The 24861-nt window shown below is 34.0% G+C and carries 23 protein-coding genes, 2 tRNA genes and 1 other annotated feature; all 25 genes read left to right on the forward strand.

Translation table 11 applies throughout. From position 1 onward, the window contains the following. Positions 1-128 precede the first annotated feature (128 nt). The 25 genes from JOC70_RS05140 to fusA all read left to right on the forward strand — a co-directional run bounded on the left by JOC70_RS05140 (position 129) and on the right by fusA (position 24836). Positions 129-1229, forward strand: coding sequence for a PIN/TRAM domain-containing protein (locus JOC70_RS05140; protein WP_204597853.1), 1101 nt, complete (start codon positions 129-131; stop codon positions 1227-1229). A gap of 23 nt (positions 1230-1252) precedes the next feature. After that, on the forward strand, positions 1253-1939 hold the full coding sequence (ispD, locus tag JOC70_RS05145) for a 2-C-methyl-D-erythritol 4-phosphate cytidylyltransferase (RefSeq protein WP_204597854.1): 687 nt from the start codon (positions 1253-1255) through the stop codon (positions 1937-1939). A 304-nt stretch (positions 1940-2243) separates the two neighbouring features. Beyond that, entirely contained in the window at positions 2244-3956 is a 1713-nt protein-coding gene (locus JOC70_RS05150; RefSeq protein WP_204597855.1) for a proline--tRNA ligase, read from the forward strand. Positions 3957-4030: 74 nt separating this feature from the next. Then, on the forward strand, positions 4031-5431 hold the full coding sequence (cysS, locus tag JOC70_RS05155; RefSeq protein WP_204597856.1) for a cysteine--tRNA ligase: 1401 nt from the start codon (positions 4031-4033) through the stop codon (positions 5429-5431). 27 nt (positions 5432-5458) lie between these two features. Then, positions 5459-5893: a Mini-ribonuclease 3 gene (locus tag JOC70_RS05160; protein WP_204597857.1), complete on the forward strand. Its 435-nt coding sequence runs from the start codon at positions 5459-5461 to the stop codon at positions 5891-5893. 18 nt (positions 5894-5911) lie between these two features. Continuing rightward, a complete protein-coding gene (thyX, locus tag JOC70_RS05165) occupies positions 5912-6652 on the forward strand; it encodes an FAD-dependent thymidylate synthase (protein WP_204597858.1) in 741 nt (246 codons plus the stop codon). A gap of 20 nt (positions 6653-6672) precedes the next feature. Next, positions 6673-7422, forward strand: coding sequence for a 23S rRNA (guanosine(2251)-2'-O)-methyltransferase RlmB (gene rlmB / locus JOC70_RS05170; RefSeq protein WP_204597859.1), 750 nt, complete (start codon positions 6673-6675; stop codon positions 7420-7422). After that, positions 7419-7928 carry an NYN domain-containing protein gene (locus JOC70_RS05175; protein ID WP_204597860.1) on the forward strand — a complete coding sequence of 170 codons (510 nt, stop codon included), beginning with the start codon at positions 7419-7421 and terminating at the stop codon, positions 7926-7928. Before rlmB ends, JOC70_RS05175 begins: the two co-directional genes overlap by 4 nt. Positions 7929-8003: 75 nt before the next feature. After that, complete coding sequence (gene sigH, locus JOC70_RS05180; RefSeq protein ID WP_204597861.1) at positions 8004-8654, forward strand: RNA polymerase sporulation sigma factor SigH; 651 nt, start codon at positions 8004-8006, stop codon at positions 8652-8654. An 87-nt stretch (positions 8655-8741) separates the two neighbouring features. Further along, positions 8742-8816, forward strand: a tRNA-Gly gene (locus JOC70_RS05185). Between the two features lie 19 nt (positions 8817-8835). Then, positions 8836-8911: transfer RNA gene (locus tag JOC70_RS05190), tRNA-Thr, on the forward strand. 88 nt (positions 8912-8999) lie between these two features. Continuing rightward, entirely contained in the window at positions 9000-10193 is a 1194-nt protein-coding gene (tuf, locus tag JOC70_RS05195) for an elongation factor Tu (protein WP_186431328.1), read from the forward strand. Positions 10194-10379: 186 nt separating this feature from the next. Then, positions 10380-10529, forward strand: a complete 150-nt coding sequence (rpmG, locus tag JOC70_RS05200) for a 50S ribosomal protein L33 (protein ID WP_035311710.1) — start codon at positions 10380-10382, stop codon at positions 10527-10529. Positions 10530-10566: 37 nt separating this feature from the next. After that, on the forward strand, positions 10567-10797 hold the full coding sequence (secE, locus tag JOC70_RS05205; RefSeq protein ID WP_204597862.1) for a preprotein translocase subunit SecE: 231 nt from the start codon (positions 10567-10569) through the stop codon (positions 10795-10797). 48 nt (positions 10798-10845) lie between these two features. After that, a complete protein-coding gene (gene nusG, locus JOC70_RS05210; protein WP_035311708.1) occupies positions 10846-11370 on the forward strand; it encodes a transcription termination/antitermination protein NusG in 525 nt (174 codons plus the stop codon). A 71-nt stretch (positions 11371-11441) separates the two neighbouring features. Then, complete coding sequence (gene rplK, locus JOC70_RS05215; RefSeq protein WP_035311707.1) at positions 11442-11867, forward strand: 50S ribosomal protein L11; 426 nt, start codon at positions 11442-11444, stop codon at positions 11865-11867. A gap of 56 nt (positions 11868-11923) precedes the next feature. Continuing rightward, the gene (gene rplA / locus JOC70_RS05220; RefSeq protein WP_204597863.1) at positions 11924-12619 is read left to right on the forward strand and encodes a 50S ribosomal protein L1; all 696 of its coding nucleotides are present in this window, start codon (positions 11924-11926) and stop codon (positions 12617-12619) included. Positions 12620-12657: 38 nt separating this feature from the next. Further along, positions 12658-12786 (forward strand) — a sequence feature (ribosomal protein L10 leader region). A gap of 27 nt (positions 12787-12813) precedes the next feature. Further along, positions 12814-13320 carry a 50S ribosomal protein L10 gene (gene rplJ, locus JOC70_RS05225; RefSeq protein WP_186431329.1) on the forward strand — a complete coding sequence of 169 codons (507 nt, stop codon included), beginning with the start codon at positions 12814-12816 and terminating at the stop codon, positions 13318-13320. Positions 13321-13350: 30 nt separating this feature from the next. Then, complete coding sequence (gene rplL, locus JOC70_RS05230) at positions 13351-13719, forward strand: 50S ribosomal protein L7/L12 (protein ID WP_204597864.1); 369 nt, start codon at positions 13351-13353, stop codon at positions 13717-13719. A 270-nt stretch (positions 13720-13989) separates the two neighbouring features. Continuing rightward, a complete protein-coding gene (gene rpoB, locus JOC70_RS05235; protein WP_204597865.1) occupies positions 13990-17700 on the forward strand; it encodes a DNA-directed RNA polymerase subunit beta in 3711 nt (1236 codons plus the stop codon). A gap of 20 nt (positions 17701-17720) precedes the next feature. Then, entirely contained in the window at positions 17721-21272 is a 3552-nt protein-coding gene (gene rpoC / locus JOC70_RS05240) for a DNA-directed RNA polymerase subunit beta' (RefSeq protein WP_204597866.1), read from the forward strand. A gap of 115 nt (positions 21273-21387) precedes the next feature. Next, complete coding sequence (locus JOC70_RS05245) at positions 21388-21630, forward strand: ribosomal L7Ae/L30e/S12e/Gadd45 family protein (protein WP_186431332.1); 243 nt, start codon at positions 21388-21390, stop codon at positions 21628-21630. A gap of 60 nt (positions 21631-21690) precedes the next feature. Then, positions 21691-22068, forward strand: a complete 378-nt coding sequence (gene rpsL / locus JOC70_RS05250) for a 30S ribosomal protein S12 (RefSeq protein ID WP_035311698.1) — start codon at positions 21691-21693, stop codon at positions 22066-22068. A gap of 141 nt (positions 22069-22209) precedes the next feature. Next, positions 22210-22680, forward strand: coding sequence for a 30S ribosomal protein S7 (gene rpsG, locus JOC70_RS05255; protein WP_204597867.1), 471 nt, complete (start codon positions 22210-22212; stop codon positions 22678-22680). 92 nt (positions 22681-22772) lie between these two features. After that, a complete protein-coding gene (gene fusA / locus JOC70_RS05260) occupies positions 22773-24836 on the forward strand; it encodes an elongation factor G (RefSeq protein ID WP_204597868.1) in 2064 nt (687 codons plus the stop codon). The last annotated feature ends 25 nt before the right edge of the window (positions 24837-24861 follow it).

Genomic DNA, 24861 nt, shown 5'->3' on the forward strand with positions numbered 1-24861 from the left:
ATAAAAATTGGTAAATAAATAATTAAATTATACAGTAATTATTGAAAATTGCTAATTATTAAGATATATTAGAAATGACTGAATTTAATTTGTAAATTATGTTAATAATTATTTTAGGAGGTGAAGAAATGTTAAAAAAAATATTAAGAGGATTATTTACAATTATAGGTCTTTTATTTGGATACTTTATTGGCGAGTCCTTATTGAAATCCAATTTACTTGTGCAACTTAATCATTTTCAAAATAGTCCAATTAAAACGGTATTATTCTTAATATTATCAACTTTATCATTCGGATTCATATTATTTATAATTTCCCCATGGATAACTTTTATAATTATAAAAATCATGGATTATGTAGAAAAGAGTATCCAAAGGCTTCCGGCAAATGAGGTTATCTCTGGAACATTAGGAGCTATTTTAGGTCTTGCTATATCTTCGCTATTTGTAAATTTATTAGCTCGTGTGCCAGTACTTGGAGTGCCTTTAGCAGTTGTAGTAGCTGTTATAATGGGTGCCTTGGGGGCTAATATAGGTCTTAGAAAAAGAGATGATATAATGAATTTGTTTTCAGGACTAAGAAAAGCTGGTTCTGGAACTAAGGATAAAAAGGGTAAGGGATATAAAGCTGACCCTAAAATTTTAGATACTTCAGTCATAATTGACGGTAGAATATTTGATTTGTGTCAAACAGGATTTATAGAGGGAACGCTTGTGATACCTAATTTTGTTTTAGAAGAATTAAGACATATTGCAGATTCTTCAGATGGATTAAAGAGGAATAGGGGTAGAAGAGGTCTGGATGTTCTAAATAAAATCCAAAAGGAATTAAATATTGACGTGCAAATTTATGAAAAGGACTTTCCGGATATAGCAGAAGTTGATAGCAAACTTTTGAAACTTGCACAAGTTCTAAGTGGTAAGGTAATAACTAATGACTATAATTTAAATAAAGTAGCTGAATTTCAAGGAGTGCCTGTATTAAATATTAATGAACTGGCAAATGCCATAAAACCAGTGGTACTTCCAGGTGAAGAAATGAGAATTCAAATAGTTAAGGATGGTAAAGAATCCAATCAGGGAGTAGCTTACTTAGATGATGGAACAATGATTGTAGTAGAAGGTGGGAAAAAGCACATTGGAGAAATTGTAGATGTTACAGTAACTTCGGTACTTCAAACTGCAGCAGGTAGAATGATATTTGCAAAACAAAAGGAGAACTTTGAATAAAGGGTTATGAAAGAGGGCTGGATATGTGTAAAGCTTGTGCTGTAATAGTGGCAGGGGGAAAAGGGAAAAGGATAAACGCTGGTATAAACAAGCAATTTATAGAGATAAATGAAAGGCCTGTAATCTACTATACACTAAACGTTTTTCAATTACATGAAGATATAGAAAGTATAGTATTAGTAGCTGCTCCTGAAGAGGTTGATTATTGTAAGAGGGAGATAGTGCAAAAATATAAGTTTAGTAAAGTTACTCATATTGTAGCAGGAGGAGCTGAAAGAAGAGACTCTGTATTTAATGGATTAAGGGCTGTAGAAAATTCTGAAATTGTGCTAATACATGATGGAGCCAGGCCATTTGTAAGCAGTGATGTTATAACACGGGGAATAAAATTTGCAAGCCTATATGGGGCTAGTTGTTGTAGCGTTTCGCCAAAGGATACTATAAAAATAAGAGATGAAAATGGGTTTTCTAAGAAAACATTAAATAGAGACACCTTAGCATGTTTACAAACTCCTCAATGTTTTAAATATGATATGATTTATAAATGTCATGAAGGGATTCAGAAACTTAAGGATAGTTTTACCGATGATACTTCAGTAGTGGAATATTTTGGACACCGTGTATATCTGTACTCTGGGGACTATAGAAATATTAAAATAACAACTCCAGAAGATTTACTAATAGCGAAAAGTTTATTAGGAGAAAATTAAAGAAACAAGCAAGGTCTTGACAGAAAAATGTCTTTTACTATAGTATAGATATAGTGAAATTAATATTATGCTATGATGAAGAATAGTAAAAACAAACTACAGAGAGAAGACCCTAGGCTGAAAGGTGTTCACTGTTTTGAACCTGCTTCGGAGCTGTAGTATAAAACTACCGGTGATAACCGTTATCAAAAGTGAGTGAAAAGTTAGGTGGTACCGCGTATGTTCGCCCTAAGAGGGGCGGGCATATTTTTTGTATCTAAATAATGAATTTAATATATATTTTAATTATATAGGAGGAATTTATATGAGATTATCTAACATGCTTATCAGCACTTTAAGGGAAGTTCCAGCGGAAGCTGAAATAGTAAGTCATCAGCTAATGTTAAGGGCTGGAATGATGAGAAAAATGGCTTCAGGAATTTATAATTTTATGCCTTTAGGCTTAAGAGTTATTAAGAAGATAGAAGATATAGTTAGAGATGAAATGGATAAGGCAGGTGCACAGGAATTTTTGGCATCAGCAATTCTTCCTTCAGAACTTTGGAAGGAGTCAGGAAGATGGGAAGTCTTTGGCCCTGAAATGTTTAAACTAAAGGATAGAAATGAAAGAGAATTTTGCCTAGGACCAACTCATGAGGAAGTATTTACAGATATAGCAAGAAATGAAATAAAATCTTATAAACAGTTACCTTTAAATCTCTATCAAATACAAACAAAGTATAGAGATGAGAGAAGGCCAAGATTTGGTGTTATGAGATCTAGAGAATTTATAATGAAAGATGCATATAGTTTTGATAAGGACTATGAGGCACTAGATAAATCATATAATACCATGTATGAAACATATTATAATATATTTAAAAGATGTGGCTTAAGCTGTCAATCTGTAGAAGCTGATTCAGGAGCTATGGGTGGTTCAGGTTCCGCTGAATTTATGGTTAAATCAGAAATAGGTGAAGATGAGATAGCATTTTGTACAGCTTGTGAATATGCTGCAAATGTAGAAAAGGCTCCATCTACGGCAGCAAGTTCAGAAACTGAAGATTTAAAGCCAATTACAAAGGAAGCTACATCAAATATAAAAACAATTGATCAGTTAGTTGAGTTCTTTAAAACTACTCCTGAGAAGTTCGCAAAAACACTTATTTATAAGATAGATGATAAAGTAGTAGCGGTAATGGTAAGAGGAGATAGAGAAGCAAATGAAGTTAAGATAATAAATGCTTTAGGAGGGGCAGTTTCTTTTGAAATGGCAGATGAAAAAGTGGTTAGAGAAGCTACATCTGCAGAAATAGGATTTGCAGGACCTCTAGGAATAAAGGTAGATACTTTGCTAGTTGATGAAGAAATTAGCAAAATGTATAATTTTATTATAGGTGCTAATGACACAGGTTATCATTATATAAATGCTAATTATGGAAGAGATTTTGAAGGAAAAGTAGGAGACTTTAGAAGAGTTGTAGAAGGTGATAAGTGTCCAAAATGTGGCGAAAGCTTAACTGTGGCAAGAGGCGTAGAAGTAGGACATATTTTTAAATTAGGAACAAAATATTCGGAAACAATGGGGGCTAACTTCCAAGATGAAAATGGTGAAAATAAGCCTCTTGTAATGGGATGCTATGGTATAGGTATAAATAGAACGATGGCAACTGTTATAGAGCAAAACCATGATGAAAATGGAATAGTATGGCCATTATCTATAGCACCTTACCAGGTGATGGTAATTCCAGCAGTGATGAAAGATGATGCTCAGGTTAAAACTGCAGAAGAAATTTATAATAAGCTTAAGTCTATGGGAGTAGAAGTTCTTTTAGATGATAGAAATGAAAGAGCTGGAGTAAAGTTTAAGGATGCAGATTTAATTGGTATTCCTATGAGAATTACTGTAGGTAAAAAGATACAAGAAGGTAAAATAGAATTTAAATTAAGAGACTCAAGTGATGTAGAAGTTATAGAATTAGGAGATATTTATAACAAGATAAAAGCAGAGTTTGAAAAGAAGGGTATAAGATTATAGGCTTAGTAATATAGCAAGATTTATTAATAGGTGTACACGGATATAGAAAAAGTTTTATGGAGGAGGCAATGGGTATGAAAGTATTTAATACATTAACTAGAAAAAAAGAAGAATTTGTTCCTTTACAATCGGGGATTGTGAATATGTATGTATGTGGTCCAACTGTATACAACTTTTTTCATATAGGAAATGGAAGAACCTTTATAGTATTTGATACAGTAAGAAGGTATTTTGAATATAGAGGATATAAAGTTAACTTTGTACAAAATTTTACAGATATAGACGATAAGATGATAAAAAGAGCAAATGAAGAAAATATTACTGTAAAAGAACTAGGAGATAGATTTATAGAGGAATATTATAAAGATGCAGATGCATTAAATATTGAAAGAGCTACTATAAATCCACGTGCAACAGAGTTTATTGATGAAATAATTAATTTTGTAAAAGATTTAATTGATAAGGGATATGCATATGAAATAAACGGAGATGTTTATTTTAATACTAAAAGTTTTAAAGAATATGGGAAGCTATCTGGTCAAAATTTAGACGATTTACAAGCAGGAGCAAGAATTAATATCGATGAGAGAAAAAATGATCCAATGGATTTTGCTATTTGGAAGAAACAAAAGCCTGACGAGCCTGGTTGGGAAAGTCCATGGGGAATGGGAAGACCAGGATGGCATATAGAGTGTTCTTGTATGGCTCATAAGCTATTAGGAGAAACCATAGATATTCATGCAGGTGGCCATGATCTTATATTCCCGCATCATGAAAATGAAATAGCACAAAGTGAATGCAGAACAGGGAAAGCCTTTGCAAAATACTGGATGCATTCAGCGTTTTTAAATGTTAATAATGAGAAGATGTCTAAATCACTTAATAATTTTTTTACAGCAAGAGAAATATTAGATAAATATGAACCAGATGTAGTTAGATTATTCATGTTATCCGGGCATTATAGAACTCAGCTTAACTTTTCCGAAGAATCTCTAGAAGCTTCTAAGGCTGCAATAGAAAGATTGTATAACGCTATATCAAATTTAGAAAATCTTTTAGAGGAAGTAAAGGTTGAGGTTGCAAGTGACAGTGAAAGAGAATACTTAAAACATTTAAGTGAATATAAAGATAAATATATAGAAAAGATGGATGATGATTTTAATACCGCAGATGGAATATCTGTTATATTTGACATGATAAGAGATATGAATACAAATATAACTACTGAATCATCTAAAGAGTTAGTAAATTATTGCTTAAGTCTTATAAGAGAACTTGGAAGTCCTTTAGGAGTACTTCAAAAGACTACAAAAACAACTCTAGAAAAGGAAATAGAAGAGCTAATAGAAAAAAGACAAGAGGCAAGAAAACAAAAAAATTGGGCATTATCAGATGAAATAAGAGATAGTTTAAAATCAAGAGGAATAGTTCTTGAAGATACTCCTCAAGGAGTTAGATGGAAGAAAGTAGATTAAAATTTTAAGAAATAAGGAAGAATAATAATGGAAATGTCTTTTCTAGAAAATAGATTTACTCCTGCAGAAGCTAAATATTTAAATCCTCTTGTATTAGCTTTTGTGGGGGATGCTATTTATGAGGTGTTTGTAAGAGCGTATTTAGTAGATAATTATAGAGATATGCATGTACACAAACTTCATAAAAGGGCTGTAGAATTTGTGAAAGCTCAAGCTCAGAGCGAGTTTGTAAAAAATATAATTGATGAACTAACTGAAGAGGAATTTTCTATTTTTAAAAGAGGAAGGAACACTAAATCAGCTACAGTCCCTAAAAATGCTGATGTTCAGGATTATAGGATGGCTACAGGGTTTGAAAGTTTTATTGGATATTTATATTTAACCGAACAAGGCGATAGACTAAAATATGTATTAAATAGAGTACTTGATGTTTATAAACAAAATAATAGTCAGGATAGGTAAGTTTAGGGGGAAGCGAAATTGTTGAAAGTAAGATTATTAGAATATACACCAAATCCAGAGAGAGTTATAGCTGAAGCTGCAAAATTATGCTATAGTTCTGTTGGTGTAGATGAAATAGAAACTAATTTAGACAAAGATAAAATAGAAAAGTTTTTAAATATGCTTATGTCCTATGGACATGAATCACCAATAGAGCATGTTTCATTTACTTTCGCAGTAGAAGGAATATCGAGAAGTTTATCTCATCAATTAGTTAGACATAGAATAGCATCATATTCACAGCAAAGCCAGAGATATGTGAAGCTTGATCAATTTGAATATATAATTCCACCGGAAATAGCTAACAATGAGAAAGCTAAAATATTATTCCAAAAATCCATGGAAGACAGTCAAGGCGCTTATAATGAAATAGTTAAGCTTTTAGAAAAGGGATATTTAGGCCAAGGTATTCAGAAAAGTTCAGCTGAAAAAAAAGCTATAGAAGATGCTAGATATGTATTTCCAAATGCTTGTGAAACTAAAATAGTATTTACTATGAATGCAAGAAGCTTAATGAATTTTTTTAGACACAGATGCTGTAATAGAGCGCAATGGGAAATTAGAAACTTAGCGGATGCTATGTTAGTAGAGGTTAAAAAGGTAGCACCTATTTTATTTAAATATAGCGGACCTTCCTGTATAAATAATACTTGCCCAGAAGGAAAAATGAGTTGTGGCAATATAGAATCAGTGAGAAAAAAATATAAAGAAGAACTTTAAGATAAAAAGAGGGATCAATTATGAGTGAAAATATATTAGAAGGAAGAAATGCAGTAATAGAGGCGTTAAAGACAGATACTACTATAGAGCAGGTGTTAGTAGCTAAAGGAGATACCAAAGGTTCCATTAATTTGATACTTTCATTGGCACGTGAAAAAAAGGTAGTAGTAAAAGAAGTGGATAGAAAAAAACTGGATTCGATTTCAGAAACGGGAAGTCACCAAGGGGTAATAGCATATAAAACACCCTATAAATATTGTGATGTAGTAGATATACTAAATCATGCTAAGGAAAAAGGAGAAAAACCTTTTATAGTTATTTTAGATGAAATAGAAGATCCTCATAATTTCGGTGCAATCATAAGAACTGCAGAGGTGTCTGGAGTACATGGCATAATCATTTCGAAGAGAAGAAGTGTTGGTGTAACACCAACTGTATACAAATCTTCAGCAGGAGCTGTGGAACATATGAAGATTGCAAAGGTGCCTAATATAAATAGTGCAATAGATCAATTAAAGGAAAATGGAATTTGGGTATATGGTGCTGACATTAAAGGAGAGCAATATTGCTATGAAGCTAATTTAGAAGGAAGCATAGCGCTTATAATTGGCAGTGAGGGCAAGGGTATGTCTAAATTGACTCAAGAAAAATGTGATGTATTGATAAAAATCCCTATGCTTGGAAGAGTTAATTCTCTAAACGCTTCTGTGGCGGGGGGAATATTGATGTATGAAATATTAAAGCAACGATTGGTTAGAGAGAAAAAGTGAGAAATGTATTTGTAGATGGGTATAATGTAATAAATAGTTGGCCAAATTTGAAAAAAATAAAAGATTATAGTTTAGAATCTGCTAGAGAGAAGCTTATAGAAACATTACAGAATTATGCTTCTTTTAATGGATACAAGATTTTTTTAGTCTTTGATGCACATATGGTAGAGAGAAGTATTGAAAAAAGGGAAAAGTACGGAGAAAATTTAGTTGTGGTATTTACTAAAGAAAATGAAACGGCAGATAGCTTTATTGAAAGAATAGTAAATAATGTAGGAAGAAAAATAGAGGTTTTTGTAGTAACATCAGATGCATTGGAACAACAACTAATATTCCAAAGGGGGGCAATTAGAATGTCCTCCTTGGAATTTTATCATGAAGTGAAAAGTGTAGAAAAAAGAATAAGTACCAACATAGAAAAAAGTTCTATAAGAGAAAAAATGACTTTAGAAGAGCGAATAGATAAAAATGTTCTGGAAAAACTTCAAAAAATTCGCAAAAGTTGAGTAAATTCCTTGACTATGAAAATGCTTGTAAGGTATAATTTAACTTGTAGCACAAATATCTAGGGGGGATGTTATGTGGGAAAAGGGGTTGTCAGTAAGAGTGTGAATACTCAATTATTGAAGTATAAGGAAATGTTGGATGAAGAAATAGTAAGCCAAGCCAAGGCAGGAGATTCAAGAGCTCAGGAATATTTAATTAATAAATATGAGAATTTTGTAAAATCTAAAGCAAAGTCATATTTTTTAATAGGAGCAGATAAAGAAGATATTTATCAAGAAGGAATGATAGGCTTGTATAAAGCTATTAGAGATTTTAAATCAGACAAATTATCTTCGTTTAAAGCATTTGCAGAACTCTGTGTCACAAGGCAAATAATTACAGCCATAAAAACGGCTACCAGGCAAAAACATATCCCATTAAATACGTATATTTCTCTTAATAAGCCCATTTATGATGAAGAATCAGATAGAACATTAATGGACATTTTATCTGAAGCAAAGGTGGCGGACCCTGAAGAGTTGATAATAAGCAGGGAAGAAATAAATCATATACAAACTGAAATAGGAGAAGTGCTATCTGATTTAGAGATGGAAGTATTAATGTCGTACATAGATGGCAAGTCATACCAAGAAATTGCATGTGATTTAGATAGGCATGCTAAATCTATAGATAATGCGCTTCAACGTGTAAAAAGAAAGTTGGAAAAATGTTTAAACATTAAATGAATTTTATATTGACAAAGTGTAGTAGTTATATTAAAATTAGTAATCGGTATACAGTGTTTTATTTGTATGCTGATTTGAACTATTCGGGCGGGAGTAGTTCAGTGGTAGAACACTAGCTTCCCAAGCTAGTTGCCGCGGGTTCAATCCCCGTTTCCCGCTCCAGAGTTTCGTTTTCCAAATTGCCCATATAGCTCAGTAGGTAGAGCGTCACCTTGGTAAGGTGGAGGTCACCGGTTCAATCCCGGTTATGGGCTCCATATTTTTTACATATGTAATAGCATAAACACACCAGGGTAAGTTTACTTAAGTAAAAATAATTGTTTAACATAAAGGAGGAAATAAAAAATGGCAAAGGCAAAATTTGAAAGAAACAAACCTCATGTAAACATAGGAACAATAGGTCACGTAGACCATGGTAAGACAACATTAACAGCAGCAATAACAACAGTATTATCCAAGAAGGGATTTGCAGAAGCATTTGACTATGCATCAATAGATAAGGCACCAGAAGAAAGAGAAAGAGGAATCACAATCAACACAGCACACGTTGAATATCAGACAGAAAACAGACACTATGCACACGTTGACTGTCCAGGACATGCTGACTATGTTAAGAACATGATAACAGGAGCAGCACAGATGGATGGAGCTATCTTAGTTGTAAGTGCAGCAGATGGTCCAATGCCACAGACAAGAGAACACATACTACTAGCTTCCAGAGTAGGAGTTGAAAAAATAGTAGTATTCTTAAACAAAGCAGATATGGTAGATGATCCAGAACTAATCGAATTAGTAGAAATGGAAATAAGAGAATTATTAAGTGAATACGGATTCGATGGAGACGAAGCACCAATCGTAGTAGGATCAGCACTACAAGCATTAGAAAACCCAACAGATGAAGAAAAGACAAAACCAATAATGGACTTAATGGCAGCAGTAGATGAATATATCCCAACTCCAGAAAGAGCAACTGACAAACCATTCTTAATGCCAGTAGAAGATATCTTCACAATCACTGGAAGAGGAACAGTTGCAACAGGAAGAGTTGAATCAGGAATATTAAAAGTAGCTGATGAAGTAGAAGTAGTAGGATTAACTGAAGAAAAGAGAAAGACAGTAGTAACAGGAATAGAAATGTTCAGAAAGTTACTTGACTCAGCAATGGCAGGAGACAACATTGGAGCATTATTAAGAGGAGTACAGAGAGATGACATCGAAAGAGGTCAAGTATTAGCAGCACCAAATTCTGTACACCCACACAAGAAATTCGTAGGTCAGGTATACGTATTAAAGAAAGAAGAAGGCGGAAGACACACACCATTCTTCGATGGATATAGACCACAGTTCTATTTCAGAACAACAGACGTTACAGGATCAATCAAATTACCAGATGGAATGGAAATGGTAATGCCAGGAGACCACATCGACATGAAAGTTGAATTAATCACTCCAATAGCTATGGATGAAGGATTAAGATTCGCTATCAGAGAAGGTGGAAGAACAGTAGGTTCAGGTGTTGTTACTACAATAGAAGAATAATAAAAATTAGGACTGGGTTTCTAGACCTAGTCCTTTTAAAAGTAAAACATTACTAGTTACTTTATTTATGATTTTCATTGACATATAAATTCAATTATGATAAATTATTTAAGTAATGCTTAAATACAGCCAATATAATCTTCCTGCGTTTTTATATGTACCAGGAGAGTACCAGGAGGTGTAGAGATGAGAATAAAAGTTACTTTAGCATGTACAGAATGTAAGCAAAGAAATTACGATACAATGAAAAATAAGAAAAATGATCCAGATAGATTAGAAATGAGAAAATACTGCAGATTCTGTCGCAAACACACTATTCATAAAGAAACAAAATAATACATAGAGGCATATTAAATTTCAGGGATGTGAAATTATGAGTTCTGTAGAAAAGGTAAAAAAACTTAATAATGCATCTGAAAAAAAGGGTGGATTAATTAGATTTTTTAAGGAATTTAAAGCTGAGTTTAAGAGAATAACCTGGGCCTCTAGACAAGAAGTAAAAAAAGCGACCACTACTGTGTTAACTTTTTGCCTAATCTATATAGTAGCTATTACTGTATTTGATTTTGTGTTTAAAAATTTATCTCAGTTTATATTAAAATAAATATAAAAAAGGAGGTAGGGGTCGAGAAATACTCCCGTCCCTTGAAATATGGCAGAGAGAGCTAGATGGTATGTAGTTCACACATATTCAGGATATGAGAATAAGGTTAAAGCTAACCTAGAAAAAACTATTGAAAATAGAAATCTACACGATTGGATATGTGATGTTCAAGTTCCTATGGAAGAGCAAATAGAAATAACTAAAGATGGAAAAAAGAAAGTAACACTTAAAAAGGTATTCCCGGGATACGTTCTTGTCAAAATGGTTATGACTGATGACTCCTGGTATGTAGTTAGAAATACCAGAGGTGTTACAGGATTTGTAGGACCTGGATCTAAACCTGTTGCATTAACTGATGAAGAAGTTAATTCCATGGGTATAGTAGATAGGATAATGGATATAGATTTCCAAGTTGGAGAAACCGTAAAGGTTGTTTCTGGTCCATTAGAAGATTTTGCAGCAGTTATCCAAGAGATAAATGTTGAAAAAAGAAAAATTAAGGCTTTAGTCAACATGTTTGGCAGGGAAACCCCTGTTGAACTTGATTTTAATCAGATAGATAAATTAGACTAATCAAAAGCGAAGGTTTACAAGTGGGAGGATTTTAAATCCGTATTGTACCACATTTATAGGAGGTGTAAATTATGGCTAAAAAGGTTACAGGAATGATAAAACTTCAACTTCCTGCAGGGAAAGCAACTCCAGCACCACCAGTAGGACCTGCATTAGGTCAACATGGTGTAAACATTATGGCATTTACAAAGGAATTCAATGCTAAAACAGCTAGTCAAGCTGGTTTAATAATTCCAGTTGTAATAACAGTTTACCAGGATAGATCTTTTAGTTTTATACTAAAGACTCCACCTGCAGCAGTATTAATTAAAAAGGCTGTTGGAATAGAAAGTGGATCTGGTGTGCCAAATAAGACAAAAGTTGCTAAACTTACAAAAGAACAGTTGAAGCAGATTGCCGAAACTAAGATGCCAGACTTAAATGCAGCATCAGTAGAAGCTGCTATGAGCATGATTGCTGGAACAGCAAGAAGCATGGGCGTAACTATAGAAGAATAGTTAACGTTTTAAAAGTGGGAGGTAACAACCGCTAAAACCACAAAGGAGGTAATGAAATGTCTAAAGGAAAGAAATATATCGAAAGTGCTAAATTAGTTGATAAAAATGCTCTATACTCTGCAGCAGAAGCTATGGAACTTGTTGTAAAGACTTCTAAAGCTAAGTTTGATGAAACTATTGAACTTGCTGTAAGACTAGGAGTAGATCCAAGACATGCAGATCAGCAGGTTAGAGGAGCTGTAGTTCTTCCGCACGGAACAGGTAAAACTGTAAAAGTTTTAGTGTTCGCAAAAGGAGATAAAGCTAAAGAAGCTGAAGCAGCAGGAGCTGATTATGTTGGAGCAGAAGAATTAGTAGATAAAATTCAAAAGGAAAACTGGTTTGATTTTGATGTAGTTGTTGCTACACCAGACATGATGGGAGTAGTTGGTAGACTTGGTAGAGTATTAGGACCTAAGGGATTAATGCCGAACCCAAAATCAGGTACAGTTACATTTGATGTTACTAAGGCTTTAGCAGATATTAAAGCTGGTAAAGTTGAATATAGAGTTGATAAAACTGCTATAATTCACGTTCCATTAGGAAAAGGATCTTTTGGTGCTGAAAAATTAGTTGATAACTTCCATACATTAATGGAAGCTGTTATTAAGGCTAAACCAGCAGCAGCTAAAGGACAATATGTTAAATCAGTAGTTATTTCCAGCACAATGGGTCCTGGAATAAAAGTTAACCCAACAAAAGTTTTAGAATAGTATTGACATAGAATCTAAAATTTGATATTATTTTAAAAGTTGAATAAGGCAATATACCGTAGACAGTAGGTGCGTAAGCATAACGAATTTCAACCTACCGAGGGTTCCAATATATGACTATATTTGGTTTCTCCGCGTCTACGGGAGAAACCTTTAATTTTATATAAATTAAACTGTGAGGAGGTGGACACACAGTGGCAAACAATAGACAGTTAAAAGAAGCTAAAGTAGCAGAAATAAAAGAAAAATTAGAAAAAGCAGAGAGCGTAATTTTAGCTCAATATCAGGGATTAACAGTAGAAGAAGACACTGAATTAAGAAGCAAGTTAAGAGAAGCAGGTGTTGAATATAAAGTTTATAAAAACACTTTAACTACTCTAGCTGCTAAAGAATTAGGTTATGAAGGAATGGTAGAATTTCTTCAAGGACCAATTTCAGTAGCTTTTGGATATGAAGATCCAACTGCACCAGCAAGAGTTCTTAATGACTTTGCTAAAGCTCATAAGAAACTAGAACTAAAGGGTGGATTAGTTCAAGGAGAAGTATACGATACTGATAAGATTAAACAGCTTGCTGACATACCACCAAGAGAAGTACTTATTGCAAAATTACTTGGAAGCTTCAAGGCTCCAGTATCAAACTTTGCATATTTACTAAATGCAGTTAAAGAAAAGAAAGAAACTGAGGAAACTCAAGCTTAATAATAAGAGAAAATTTGGAGGTGCTTAATAATGACAAGAGAAGAAATCATACAGACTATAAAAGAAATGACTGTTTTAGAATTAAATGAACTAGTAAAGGCATGTGAAGAAGAATTTGGAGTAAGTGCTGCTGCACCAGTTGCTGTTGCAGGAGTTGCTGGAGCAGGAGCTGCAGCTGCTGAAGAAAAAACTGAATTTGATGTTGTTTTAGCTAACGCTGGAGCAGAAAAAATAAAAGTTATAAAAGCTGTTAGAGAAATAACTGGATTAGGCTTAAAAGAAGCTAAAGAAATAGTTGACGGAGCTCCAAAGACATTAAAGGAAGCTGTAGCTAAGGACGAAGCTGAAGCAATGAAAGCTAAGCTTGCTGAAGTTGGTGCAACTGTAGAATTAAAGTAATTGCTTAAATATAATTCAAAAGAGGTACTTTCTAAGTACCTCTTTTTTTATAAGGTATATAATTTCGATATTAGTATTGACATCTTGTTATTGTTATGATAATATAATAAATTGCATTGATTATACATTATAGAATAAATATATTGTATTTATTTTTAAATATTGAATTAAATAAATAAAATTGGTTATAATATTATGATGCAATGCATACAACCCAGAAACACTAGGTGTTTTTGGTTATTTTTACTTTATGCAAGGGGTGAAATTTTAATGGTACATCCTGTCCAAGTGGGTAAAAGAACAAGAATGAGCTTTTCTAAGCTTAAAGAAGTTGGCGATATGCCAAATTTAATTGAGGTTCAATTAGATTCTTATCAATGGTTTTTAAAAGAGGGACTTGAAGAGGTTTTTGATGACATCAACCCTATTCAAGACTATACAGGGAACCTTAACCTAGAATTTATAGGTTACAAATTAGACATGGAAAATACAAAGTACTCCGTAGAAGAATGTAAGGAAAGAGACGCTACTTATGCGGCACCATTAAAGGTAAGTGTAAGACTTATTAATAAAGAAACTGGTGAAATAAAAGAACAGGAAGTATTTATGGGAGATTTCCCTCTTATGACTGAACAGGGAACTTTCATAATAAACGGAGCTGAAAGAGTTATTGTAAGCCAGCTAGTTAGGTCACCGGGTGTTTACTATAATGTTGCACTAGATAAGACTGGTAAGCCGTTGTTTTCTGCTACAGTAATTCCAAACAGGGGTGCATGGCTTGAGTATGAGACAGATTCTAATGACGTAATATATGTAAGAATAGACAAAACAAGAAAGTTACCTATTTCTATTTTAGCTAGATCAATGGGCTTCGGAACGGATGCTGAGATATTGGATTATTTTGGTGAAGACGAGAGATTGAAGGCTACTATAGAAAAAGATAATACAAAAACAAAAGAAGAAGGTTTACTTGAAATATATAAAAGATTAAGACCGGGTGAACCACCAACAGTAGATAGTGCAATATCATTGATAGAATCATTGTTTTTTGATGCTAAAAGATATGATTTATCTAGAGTAGGTAGATATAAATTTAACAGAAAGTTATCCTTACATTTAAGAATTGCAAACCAGATTGCTGCAGAAGATGTGATAAATCCTATTACTGGAGAAATTCTAGTACAGAAGGGTGAAAAAATCGAGAGAGAAAAAGCTTTAGAGATACAAAATTCTGGAGTAAACAAGGTTGATATTCATGTAGATGACAAGGTTGTTAGAGTAATAGGAAATAACTTTGTAGATATACATAAGCTTATAGAGTTTAACATAGATGATTTAAATATTAAAGAATTAGTACATTATCCAACTCTAAAAGAAATACTAGATAATTATAGCGAAGAATCTAGTATAAAGGATCAAATAAGGAAAAACATTCATAGATTGATTCCTAAGCATATAATAAGAGATGATATATATGCAACTATAAGTTACGAGTTAGGATTACCTTATGGAATAGGATATACAGATGATATAGACCATCTAGGCAATAGAAGATTAAGGTCTGTAGGAGAACTGTTGCAAAATCAGTTTAGAATAGGTCTTTCTAGAATGGAAAGAGTTGTAAAAGAAAGAATGACTATTCAAGATCAGGAATCTATAACTCCACAAGCACTGATTAATATAAGACCAGTGGCAGCTTCTATAAAGGAGTTTTTTGGAAGTTCACAGCTTTCACAGTTCATGGATCAAACTAATCCATTATCAGAACTTACACACAAGAGAAGATTGTCAGCATTAGGACCAGGGGGACTTTCAAGAGAAAGAGCAGGTTTTGAAGTTAGAGACGTTCACCATTCACATTATGGAAGAATGTGTCCTATAGAAACACCTGAAGGACCTAATATAGGTCTTATAAACTCACTGGCTACGTATGCGAGAGTGAATGAATATGGATTTATAGAAGCTCCATATAGAAAAGTTGATAAAAAAGAGTGCAGAGTAACAGATGAAGTTATTTATATAACTGCTGACGAAGAAGATCAGTATTTAATAGCTCAGGCTAATGAACCTTTAGATGAAGAAGGAAGATTTATTGATTCTAAGGTAACTGTAAGAGATAAAGAAGATGTACTAATAGTTCCTAAGGCAGAAGTAGATTTTATGGACGTATCTCCAAGACAGTTAGTTTCTGTAGCAACTGCTATGATACCATTCCTTGAAAATGATGATGCCAGCCGTGCGCTTATGGGTTCTAACATGCAGCGTCAGGCAGTACCACTTTTGAAACCTCAGGCACCTGTTGTAGGAACTGGTATAGAATATAAAGCAGCTGTTGACTCAGGAGTTCTTCCTAAGTCTAGAAATTCAGGAACGGTTATATATGCGAGTGCTAATGAAGTTAAAGTAAAAAGAGATTCAGATGGTGGAGTTGACACTTATAAACTATTGAAGTTTAAAAGATCCAACCAAGGTACTTGTATTAACCAACGTCCAATTGTAAGTAAAGGTGATAAAGTTGAAAAAGGAACTGTTCTTGCAGATGGACCATCAACTGATTTAGGAGAAATAGCATTAGGTAAAAATATTAGAATAGGTTTTATAACTTGGGAAGGTTATAACTATGAAGATGCTATGTTGATTTCAGAAGAACTTGTAAGAGAAGATGTATTTACGTCTATTCATATTGAAGAATATGAGGCAGAATCAAGAGATACAAAACTCGGACCTGAAGAAATAACAAGAGATATACCTAATGTTGGAGAAGATGCACTTAAGGATATAGATGAAAGAGGAATAATAAGAATAGGTGCAGAAGTAAGGTCAGGAGACATACTTGTAGGAAAAGTTACTCCAAAGGGTGAAACTGAATTAACAGCTGAAGAAAGACTTTTAAGAGCTATCTTCGGAGAAAAGGCAAGAGAAGTTAGAGATACTTCCTTGAGAGTTCCTCATGGGGAAGCAGGTATAATAGTAGATGTTAAGGTGTTCACAAGAGAAAATGGAGATGAACTCCCACCAGGAGTTAACAAACTAGTTAGATGTTATATAGCTCAAAAAAGAAAGATATCTGTTGGAGATAAGATGGCTGGAAGACATGGTAATAAAGGGGTTATATCAAGAGTATTACCAGAAGAAGATATGCCATTTTTACCAGATGGAAGACCTCTTCAAATATGCTTAAACCCATTAGGCGTTCCGTCACGTATGAATATAGGGCAGGTGCTTGAAGTACATTTAGGATGGGCAGCTAGTGAATTAGGATGGCATATTGCGACTCCTGTATTTGATGGAGCAACTGAATCTGAAATATTAGAATGCTTAACTAAGGCCGGTTATACTGAAGATGGAAAGACAGTATTATATGATGGAAGAACAGGAGAGCCATTCCATAATAGAGTAACTGTCGGATACATGTATATTCTTAAACTTGCACATTTAGTTGATGATAAGATACATGCTAGATCTACAGGTCCATATTCATTAGTAACTCAGCAGCCTTTAGGAGGTAAAGCACAGTTCGGTGGACAGAGATTTGGAGAAATGGAAGTTTGGGCTCTTGAAGCTTATGGAGCAGCACATACTCTTCAAGAAATATTAACAGTTAAGTCTGATGACGTAGTAGGTAGAGTGAAGACTTATGAGTCAATAGTTAAGGGAGAGAACATTCCGGAACCTGGAGTGCCAGAATCATTTAAGGTATTAATAAAAGAATTACAGGCTTTATGTCTGGATGTAAAAGTATTAAATGATGATAAGGAAGAAATAAAATTAAGGGAATCTATAGATGATGATCTAGAAGAATTAGATGTTAATATAGAGGGAACTGAAGAATTTGCTCCGGGACCACCTGAAGAGGAATTTATAGAAGAACTAAAAGATGACAATATAGATGAAGACATAGACTTAGAGGACTTCGATGATTTACCATTAGATGAGTTACAAAGCGATTTAGAATTAGGCGATTTTAATGATGAACATTAATCTGAAGGGAGGATATACCCTTGTTTGAATTAAATAATTTTGATGCACTACAGATAGGGTTGGCTTCACCTGAGCAAATTAGAGAATGGTCTAGAGGTGAGGTAAAAAAACCAGAAACTATAAACTATAGAACACTTAAGCCTGAGAGAGATGGATTATTCTGTGAAAGAATATTTGGACCTCAAAAGGATTGGGAATGTCATTGTGGAAAATATAAGAGAGTAAGATATAAAGGTATAGTTTGTGATAGATGTGGCGTTGAGGTTACTAAATCTAAAGTAAGACGTGAGAGAATGGGGCATATAGAATTAGCAGCCCCTGTATCTCATATCTGGTATTTCAAAGGTATCCCATCTCGTATGGGACTAATATTAGATATGTCACCAAGGTCACTAGAAAAAATATTATATTTCGCATCTTATGTAGTACTTGATCCTAAAGAAACTTCATTATTAAGAAAGCAGCTTTTAAATGAAAAAGAATATAGAGAAGCTGTTGATAAATATGGTGAAGAAAGCTTTGAAGCAGGGATGGGAGCAGAATCTATTAAAAGATTGCTCGCAGAAATAGAGCTAGAAAGTCTTTCTAAAGAGTTAAAGGAAGGATTAAAAACTAGTACTGGGCAAAAGAAAGTAAGGATAATAAGAAGATTAGAGGTAGTGGAATCATTTAGAAAATCCGGTAATAGACCAGATTGGATGATTATAGATGTTATACCTGTAATTCCGCCAGATTTAAGACCTATGGTTCAGTTAGATGGTGGAAGATTTGCTACTTCTGATTTAAATGATCTTTATAGAAGAGTTATAAATAGAAATAACAGATTAAAGAAGCTGCTAGACTTAGGGGCACCAGACATAATTGTACGTAACGAAAAAAGAATGCTTCAAGAAGCAGTAGATGCTTTAATAGATAATGGAAGAAGAGGAAGACCTGTTACAGGTCCTGGAAATAGACCGCTTAAATCTCTTTCCGATATGTTAAAGGGTAAACAAGGTAGATTTAGACAAAACTTACTTGGTAAGCGTGTAGATTACTCAGGACGTTCTGTTATAGTTGTTGGGCCAGAATTAAAAATGTACCAATGTGGTTTACCTAGAGAAATGGCTTTAGAGTTATTTAAGCCATTTGTAATGAAAAAGCTTGTAGAAGGCGCGCTAGCACATAATATAAAGAGTGCAAAAAGAATGGTAGAAAGAGTTCAACCTCAAGTTTGGGATGTATTAGAAGAAGCTATATCAGACCATCCTGTACTTTTAAATCGTGCTCCTACACTACACAGACTTGGTATACAGGCGTTTCAACCAGTATTAGTTGAAGGTAGAGCTATAAAGTTACATCCTTTAGTTTGTACTGCATATAATGCTGACTTTGACGGAGATCAGATGGCTGTTCACGTTCCGTTATCTGTAGAAGCTCAGTCTGAAGCTAGATTTTTAATGCTTGCAGCACATAACATATTAAAACCTTCTGATGGTAAGCCAGTTGTAGTTCCAACACAGGATATGGTTTTAGGATCATATTATCTAACTTTGGATAAAGATGGTGTAAATGGAGAAGGAAAAGTATTTTCATCACAAGATGAAGTTATTATGGCCTATGAAGTAGGTGCCATAGATATACATGCTAAAATAAAGGTTAGAATGTATAAAGAAGAAAATGGAGTAGTAGAATCAGGAATTATTGAAACTACGCCAGGTAAATTAATATTTAATGAAGCTATTCCTCAAGATTTAGGTTTTGTAGACAGAAGTATTCTTGAGAATAAGTTTAAATTAGAAGTAGAATTTTTAGTTAATAAGTCTTCTTTAGGAAAAGTAATTAATAAGTGCTATCTGAAGCATGGTCCAACTAAAACATCTGTAATGTTAGATAAAATAAAGGCAAAGGGATATCATTATTCAACTATAGGAGCTATTACAGTTGCTACAGCAGATATGGTTGTGCCTGAGTCTAAGAAAACTTTACTAGCAGAAGCAGATGAAGTAGTTAATAAAATAGAAAAGCAGTATAGAAGAGGATTTATATCTGAAGATGAAAGATATGAAAGAGTTATAGAAAAATGGACTAAAACTACAGATGAAATAGCAGATGCGCTTATGGCGAATCTAGATAAGTTTAATCCTATATTCATGATGGCAGATTCTGGGGCCAGAGGTTCTAAGAGTCAGATAAAACAGCTTGCAGGAATGAGAGGACTTATGGCTAATCCATCTGGTAAAATCATTGAATTACCTATAAGATCTTCATTTAGAGAAGGATTAGATGTACTTGAGTACTTTATTTCTACACATGGTGCTAGAAAAGGTAATGCAGATACAGCATTAAAAACGGCTGACTCAGGTTATCTTACTAGAAGACTTGTTGATGTTAGTCAGGATGTTATAGTAAGAGAAGAAGATTGTGGAACTACTGAATCATATGAAGTTTCAGAAATTAAAGAGGGTAATGAAATAATTGAAAGTATTTCAGAAAGACTTACTGGAAGATATGCAGGGGAAGACATAGTTGATCCTAACACAGGAGAGGTTTATGCATATAGAGATTCTTATATGGATACTAAAGTTGCCGATAGAATTGAAAATGCAGGCATTAAAAAAGTTAGAATAAGATCAGTCTTTACTTGTAAATCCAAACATGGAGTTTGTGCTAAGTGTTATGGAATGAATATGGCAACTGCTGAAAAAATAAATATTGGAGAAGCAGTTGGTATAGTAGCAGCTCAAAGTATAGGTGAGCCTGGAACTCAGCTTACAATGAGAACTTTCCACACTGGTGGGGTTGCTGGATCTGATATAACACAAGGTCTTCCAAGAGTTGAGGAATTATTTGAAGCTAGAAAACCAAAAGGATTAGCTATTGTTACAGAAATTTCTGGTACTGTAAGAATTGAAGAAACAAAGAAAAAGAGAACAGTAGTAGTTGTAAATGAATCTGGAGAAGAAATGAGCTATGATATTCCTTTTGGTTCAAGATTGAAAGTAGCCAATGGTGATGTAATAAGTGCAGGAGATGAAATTACAGAGGGTTCTGTAAATCCGCATGATATAATAAGAATTAAAGGTGTTAAGGGAGTTAAGAATTATCTATTATCTGAAGTGCAAAAGGTTTATAGACTACAGGGTGTTGATATAAATGATAAGCATCTTGAAGTAGTAGTAAGACAAATGACACGTAAGGTTAAAATAGAAGATTCAGGTGATACAGATTTATTACCAGGAACAATGATTGACATTTTTGATTTTAATGAAGAAAATGAGAGAGTTGAAGCCTTAGGAGGTCAACCTGCATTAGGAAGAATTGCTCTCTTAGGAATTACAAAGGCATCGCTTGCTACAGAATCATTCTTGTCTGCGGCGTCTTTCCAAGAAACAACTAGAGTATTAACTGATGCTGCTATAAAAGGAAAAATAGATCCTTTACTAGGATTAAAAGAAAATGTAATTATAGGTAAGTTGATTCCAGCAGGTACTGGTATGACAAGATATAGATCAGTTAAGCTTAGTACAGATAAGGAGTCAGAAGGGTTAGAACAGAATGCTGACGAATTAACAAATGAAATAAAAGCTTAACATGAATTATGTTGACAGGATTAAATTAAGGTGATAAAATACACCTGTATGCTTACAAAGAAGAGGTAAAGATACAAGCTTTACCTCTTGTAATATGTCAAAAGGGGGATTAAGAATGATCGACAGGCTTAAAGGCAAAAAAGTTGTCGGTTTTAAGCAATCTTTGAGAGCTATTAAAAGTGGAACTGGCAAAAAGGTATATATTGCTAAAGATGCTGATAATAAGTTAGTAGAAGAAGTTAAAATTGCTGCTCAGTATAATTCCCTTGATATAGTATACATTGACACTATGAAAGAGCTTGGAAAGCTGTGTGGCATAGAAGTTGGAGCAGCCACAGCAGTTATACTAAATGAATAGTTGCTGATTCTTAAATTTAATTTATAGAATTTTAGTCGAATACATTGAGGAGGTGTAAGAATGCCAACTATTAACCAATTAGTAAGAAAAGGTAGAAAAATGGTAGAAACTAAGTCAACAGCACCAGCATTAAAGCAATGCCCACAAAAAAGAGGAGTGTGTACTGTAGTTAAAACTACTACTCCAAAGAAGCCTAACTCAGCATTAAGAAAAGTTGCGAGAATTAGACTTACAAATGGATATGAAGTTACTGGATACATTCCAGGTATAGGACACAACTTACAAGAACACAGTGTTGTTCTTATAAGAGGCGGAAGAGTTAAAGATCTTCCAGGTGTGAGATATCACATCGTTAGAGGAGCTCTTGATTCAGCTGGAGTTGCAAACAGACTTCAAAGCAGATCAAAGTATGGTGCTAAGAGACCAAAACAAAAATAATCTAAACTAAATTGGTGCTGTGTCTTCGGCGTTTATATATAAATATTCATAAATTTGCAGAAGTACAAAGCACTTTACGGTTAAGGTTTTTAGCCGAGTACCGATGAACTTAAACTTTTAATTGTTAAGGAGGGAAGAAAAGTGCCAAGAAAAGGACATATAGCAAAAAGAGATGTGTTACCAGATCCAATGCACAATAGCAAAGTAGTTACTAAACTTATAAACAGTATAATGGAAGACGGAAAAAAGGGAGTAGCTCAAAAAATATGCTACGATGCATTTGAAATAATCCAAAATAAAACTCAGAAAGAACCTATGGAAGTGTTTGAAGCAGCAATGAACAATGTAATGCCTTTACTTGAAGTAAAAGCAAGAAGAATTGGTGGTGCTACATACCAGGTTCCAATGGAAGTAAGACCAGAAAGAAGACAGACATTAGGTATTAGATGGATCCTTGCAGCAACTGCAAAAAGAGGCGAGAGATACATGAGAGAAAGACTAGCTGCTGAATTAATGGATGCAGCTAATAATACTGGTGCATCTGTTAAGAAAAGAGAAGATACTCATAAGATGGCTGAAGCTAACAAAGCTTTTGCACATTACAGATACTAATATTAAAATAAAACTGTTTTGGTATATTACCAAGACAGTTTTATCAAATTTTAAAATTGATTTGCATAGCAAAAGCGAGAGGAGGAAATACAGTGGCAAGACAGTTTCCATTAGAAAAATTTCGTAATATAGGAATAATGGCTCACATAGATGCAGGTAAAACTACAACTACAGAGCGTATATTATTTTATACTGGTAAAACTCATAAAATAGGGGAAGTACATGAAGGTGGAGCTACCATGGACTGGATGGTACAGGAGCAGGAGAGAGGTATAACAATAACATCTGCTGCAACAACATGTATGTGGAAAGATCATGTTATAAACATAATAGACACACCAGGACACGTAGATTTTACCGTTGAAGTTGAAAGATCACTAAGAGTACTTGACGGGGCTGTTACAGTTCTTACTGCAAAGGGTGGGGTTGAACCACAGACTGAAACAGTATGGAGACAGGCAGACAAGTATAAAGTTCCAAGAATGGCTTATGTTAATAAGATGGATATAATAGGAGCCGATTTCTTTAGAGTTGTAAACATGATGAGGGATAGACTTCATGCAAATGCAGTCCCAATTCAGCTTCCAATAGGTAAGGAAGATTACTTTAAGGGATTTGTAGACTTAATAACTCAAGAGGCTCATATATATACAGATGACCTTGGTACAACTATGGATACAAGTGAAGTTCCAGAAGATATGAAGGACTTAGTTGAAGAATACAGAGCTGCAATGGTAGAAGCTATAGTTGAAGTTGATGAAGAATTAATGATGAAGTACCTAGAAGGTGAAGAAATAACAATTGAAGAATTAAATGGTGCGCTAAGAAAAGGCGTTATAGCTAATAAGATAGTTCCAGTTATTTGTGGATCTTCTTATAAGAACAAAGGTGTTCAGCCAATGATAGATGCTATCGTTAAATATATGCCTTCACCAGTAGATATTCCAGCTATAAAGGGTCATGATGTAGAAACAGGAGCAGATATGGAAAGACATGCGTCTGACGAAGAACCAATGTCTACATTAGCATTTAAAATAGCTACTGATCCATTCATAGGTAAACTTGCATTCGTTAGAGTTTATTCAGGTATAATGACAAGTGGTACATATGTATATAACTCTACAAAGGGTAAGAAAGAAAGAATCGGTAGATTAGTTAAAATGCATGCTAATCACAGAGAAGATGTTGAAGAATTACGTGCAGGAGATCTTGGTGCAGTAGTAGGATTGAAAGATACTACAACTGGAGATACTCTATGTGATGAAAAAGATCCAGTTATACTTGAAAAAATGGAATTCCCAGAACCAGTTATATCTGTAGCTATAGAGCCAAAGACAAAGGCTGGTCAGGAAAAAATGGGTATAGCTTTATCAAAGCTTGCAGAAGAAGATCCAACATTTAGAACATTTACTGATCAAGAGACAGGTCAAACAATTATTCAAGGTATGGGAGAACTTCACTTAGAAATAATTGTTGATAGACTTCAAAGAGAATTTAAGGTTGAATGTAACGTAGGAGCTCCACAGGTTGCTTACAAAGAAACTATCAGAAAGCCAGTTAAGGCAGAAGGTAAGTTTGTAAGACAGTCTGGTGGACGTGGACAGTACGGTCATTGTTGGATTGAAATGATACCAACAGAAGGAGAATATGTATTCGAAAATGCTATTGTTGGGGGAGCTATTCCTAAGGAATATATATCACCTATTGATAATGGTATAAGAGAAGCTTCAAGAACTGGTATAATTGCAGGATATGAAGTTATTAACTTTAAGATAAGATTATTTGATGGATCATACCATGACGTTGACTCATCTGAAATGGCATTTAAGATTGCAGGTTCTATGGCATTTAAAAATGCAATGGCAAAAGCAGACCCAGTGTTACTTGAGCCTATGGAAAAGGTTGAAGTAACTGTGCCAGAGGAATATATGGGAGATGTAATGGGTGACATTAACTCCAGAAGAGGTAGAATAGAAGGTATGGAGCCAGATAATGGAGCACAAATTATTAGAGCTTTTGTACCACTTTCAGAAATGTTTGGATATGCAACTACTTTAAGATCAAAAACACAGGGTAGAGGAGTTTACTCAATGACATTTGATCATTTTGAAGAAGTTCCAAAGAGTATACAAGAACAAATATCATCATCAAAATAATTGTTTAACATAAAGGAGGAAATAA

This window comes from Clostridium pascui (assembly GCF_016908015.1).
GTDB lineage: Bacteria > Bacillota > Clostridia > Clostridiales > Clostridiaceae > Clostridium_AK > Clostridium_AK pascui.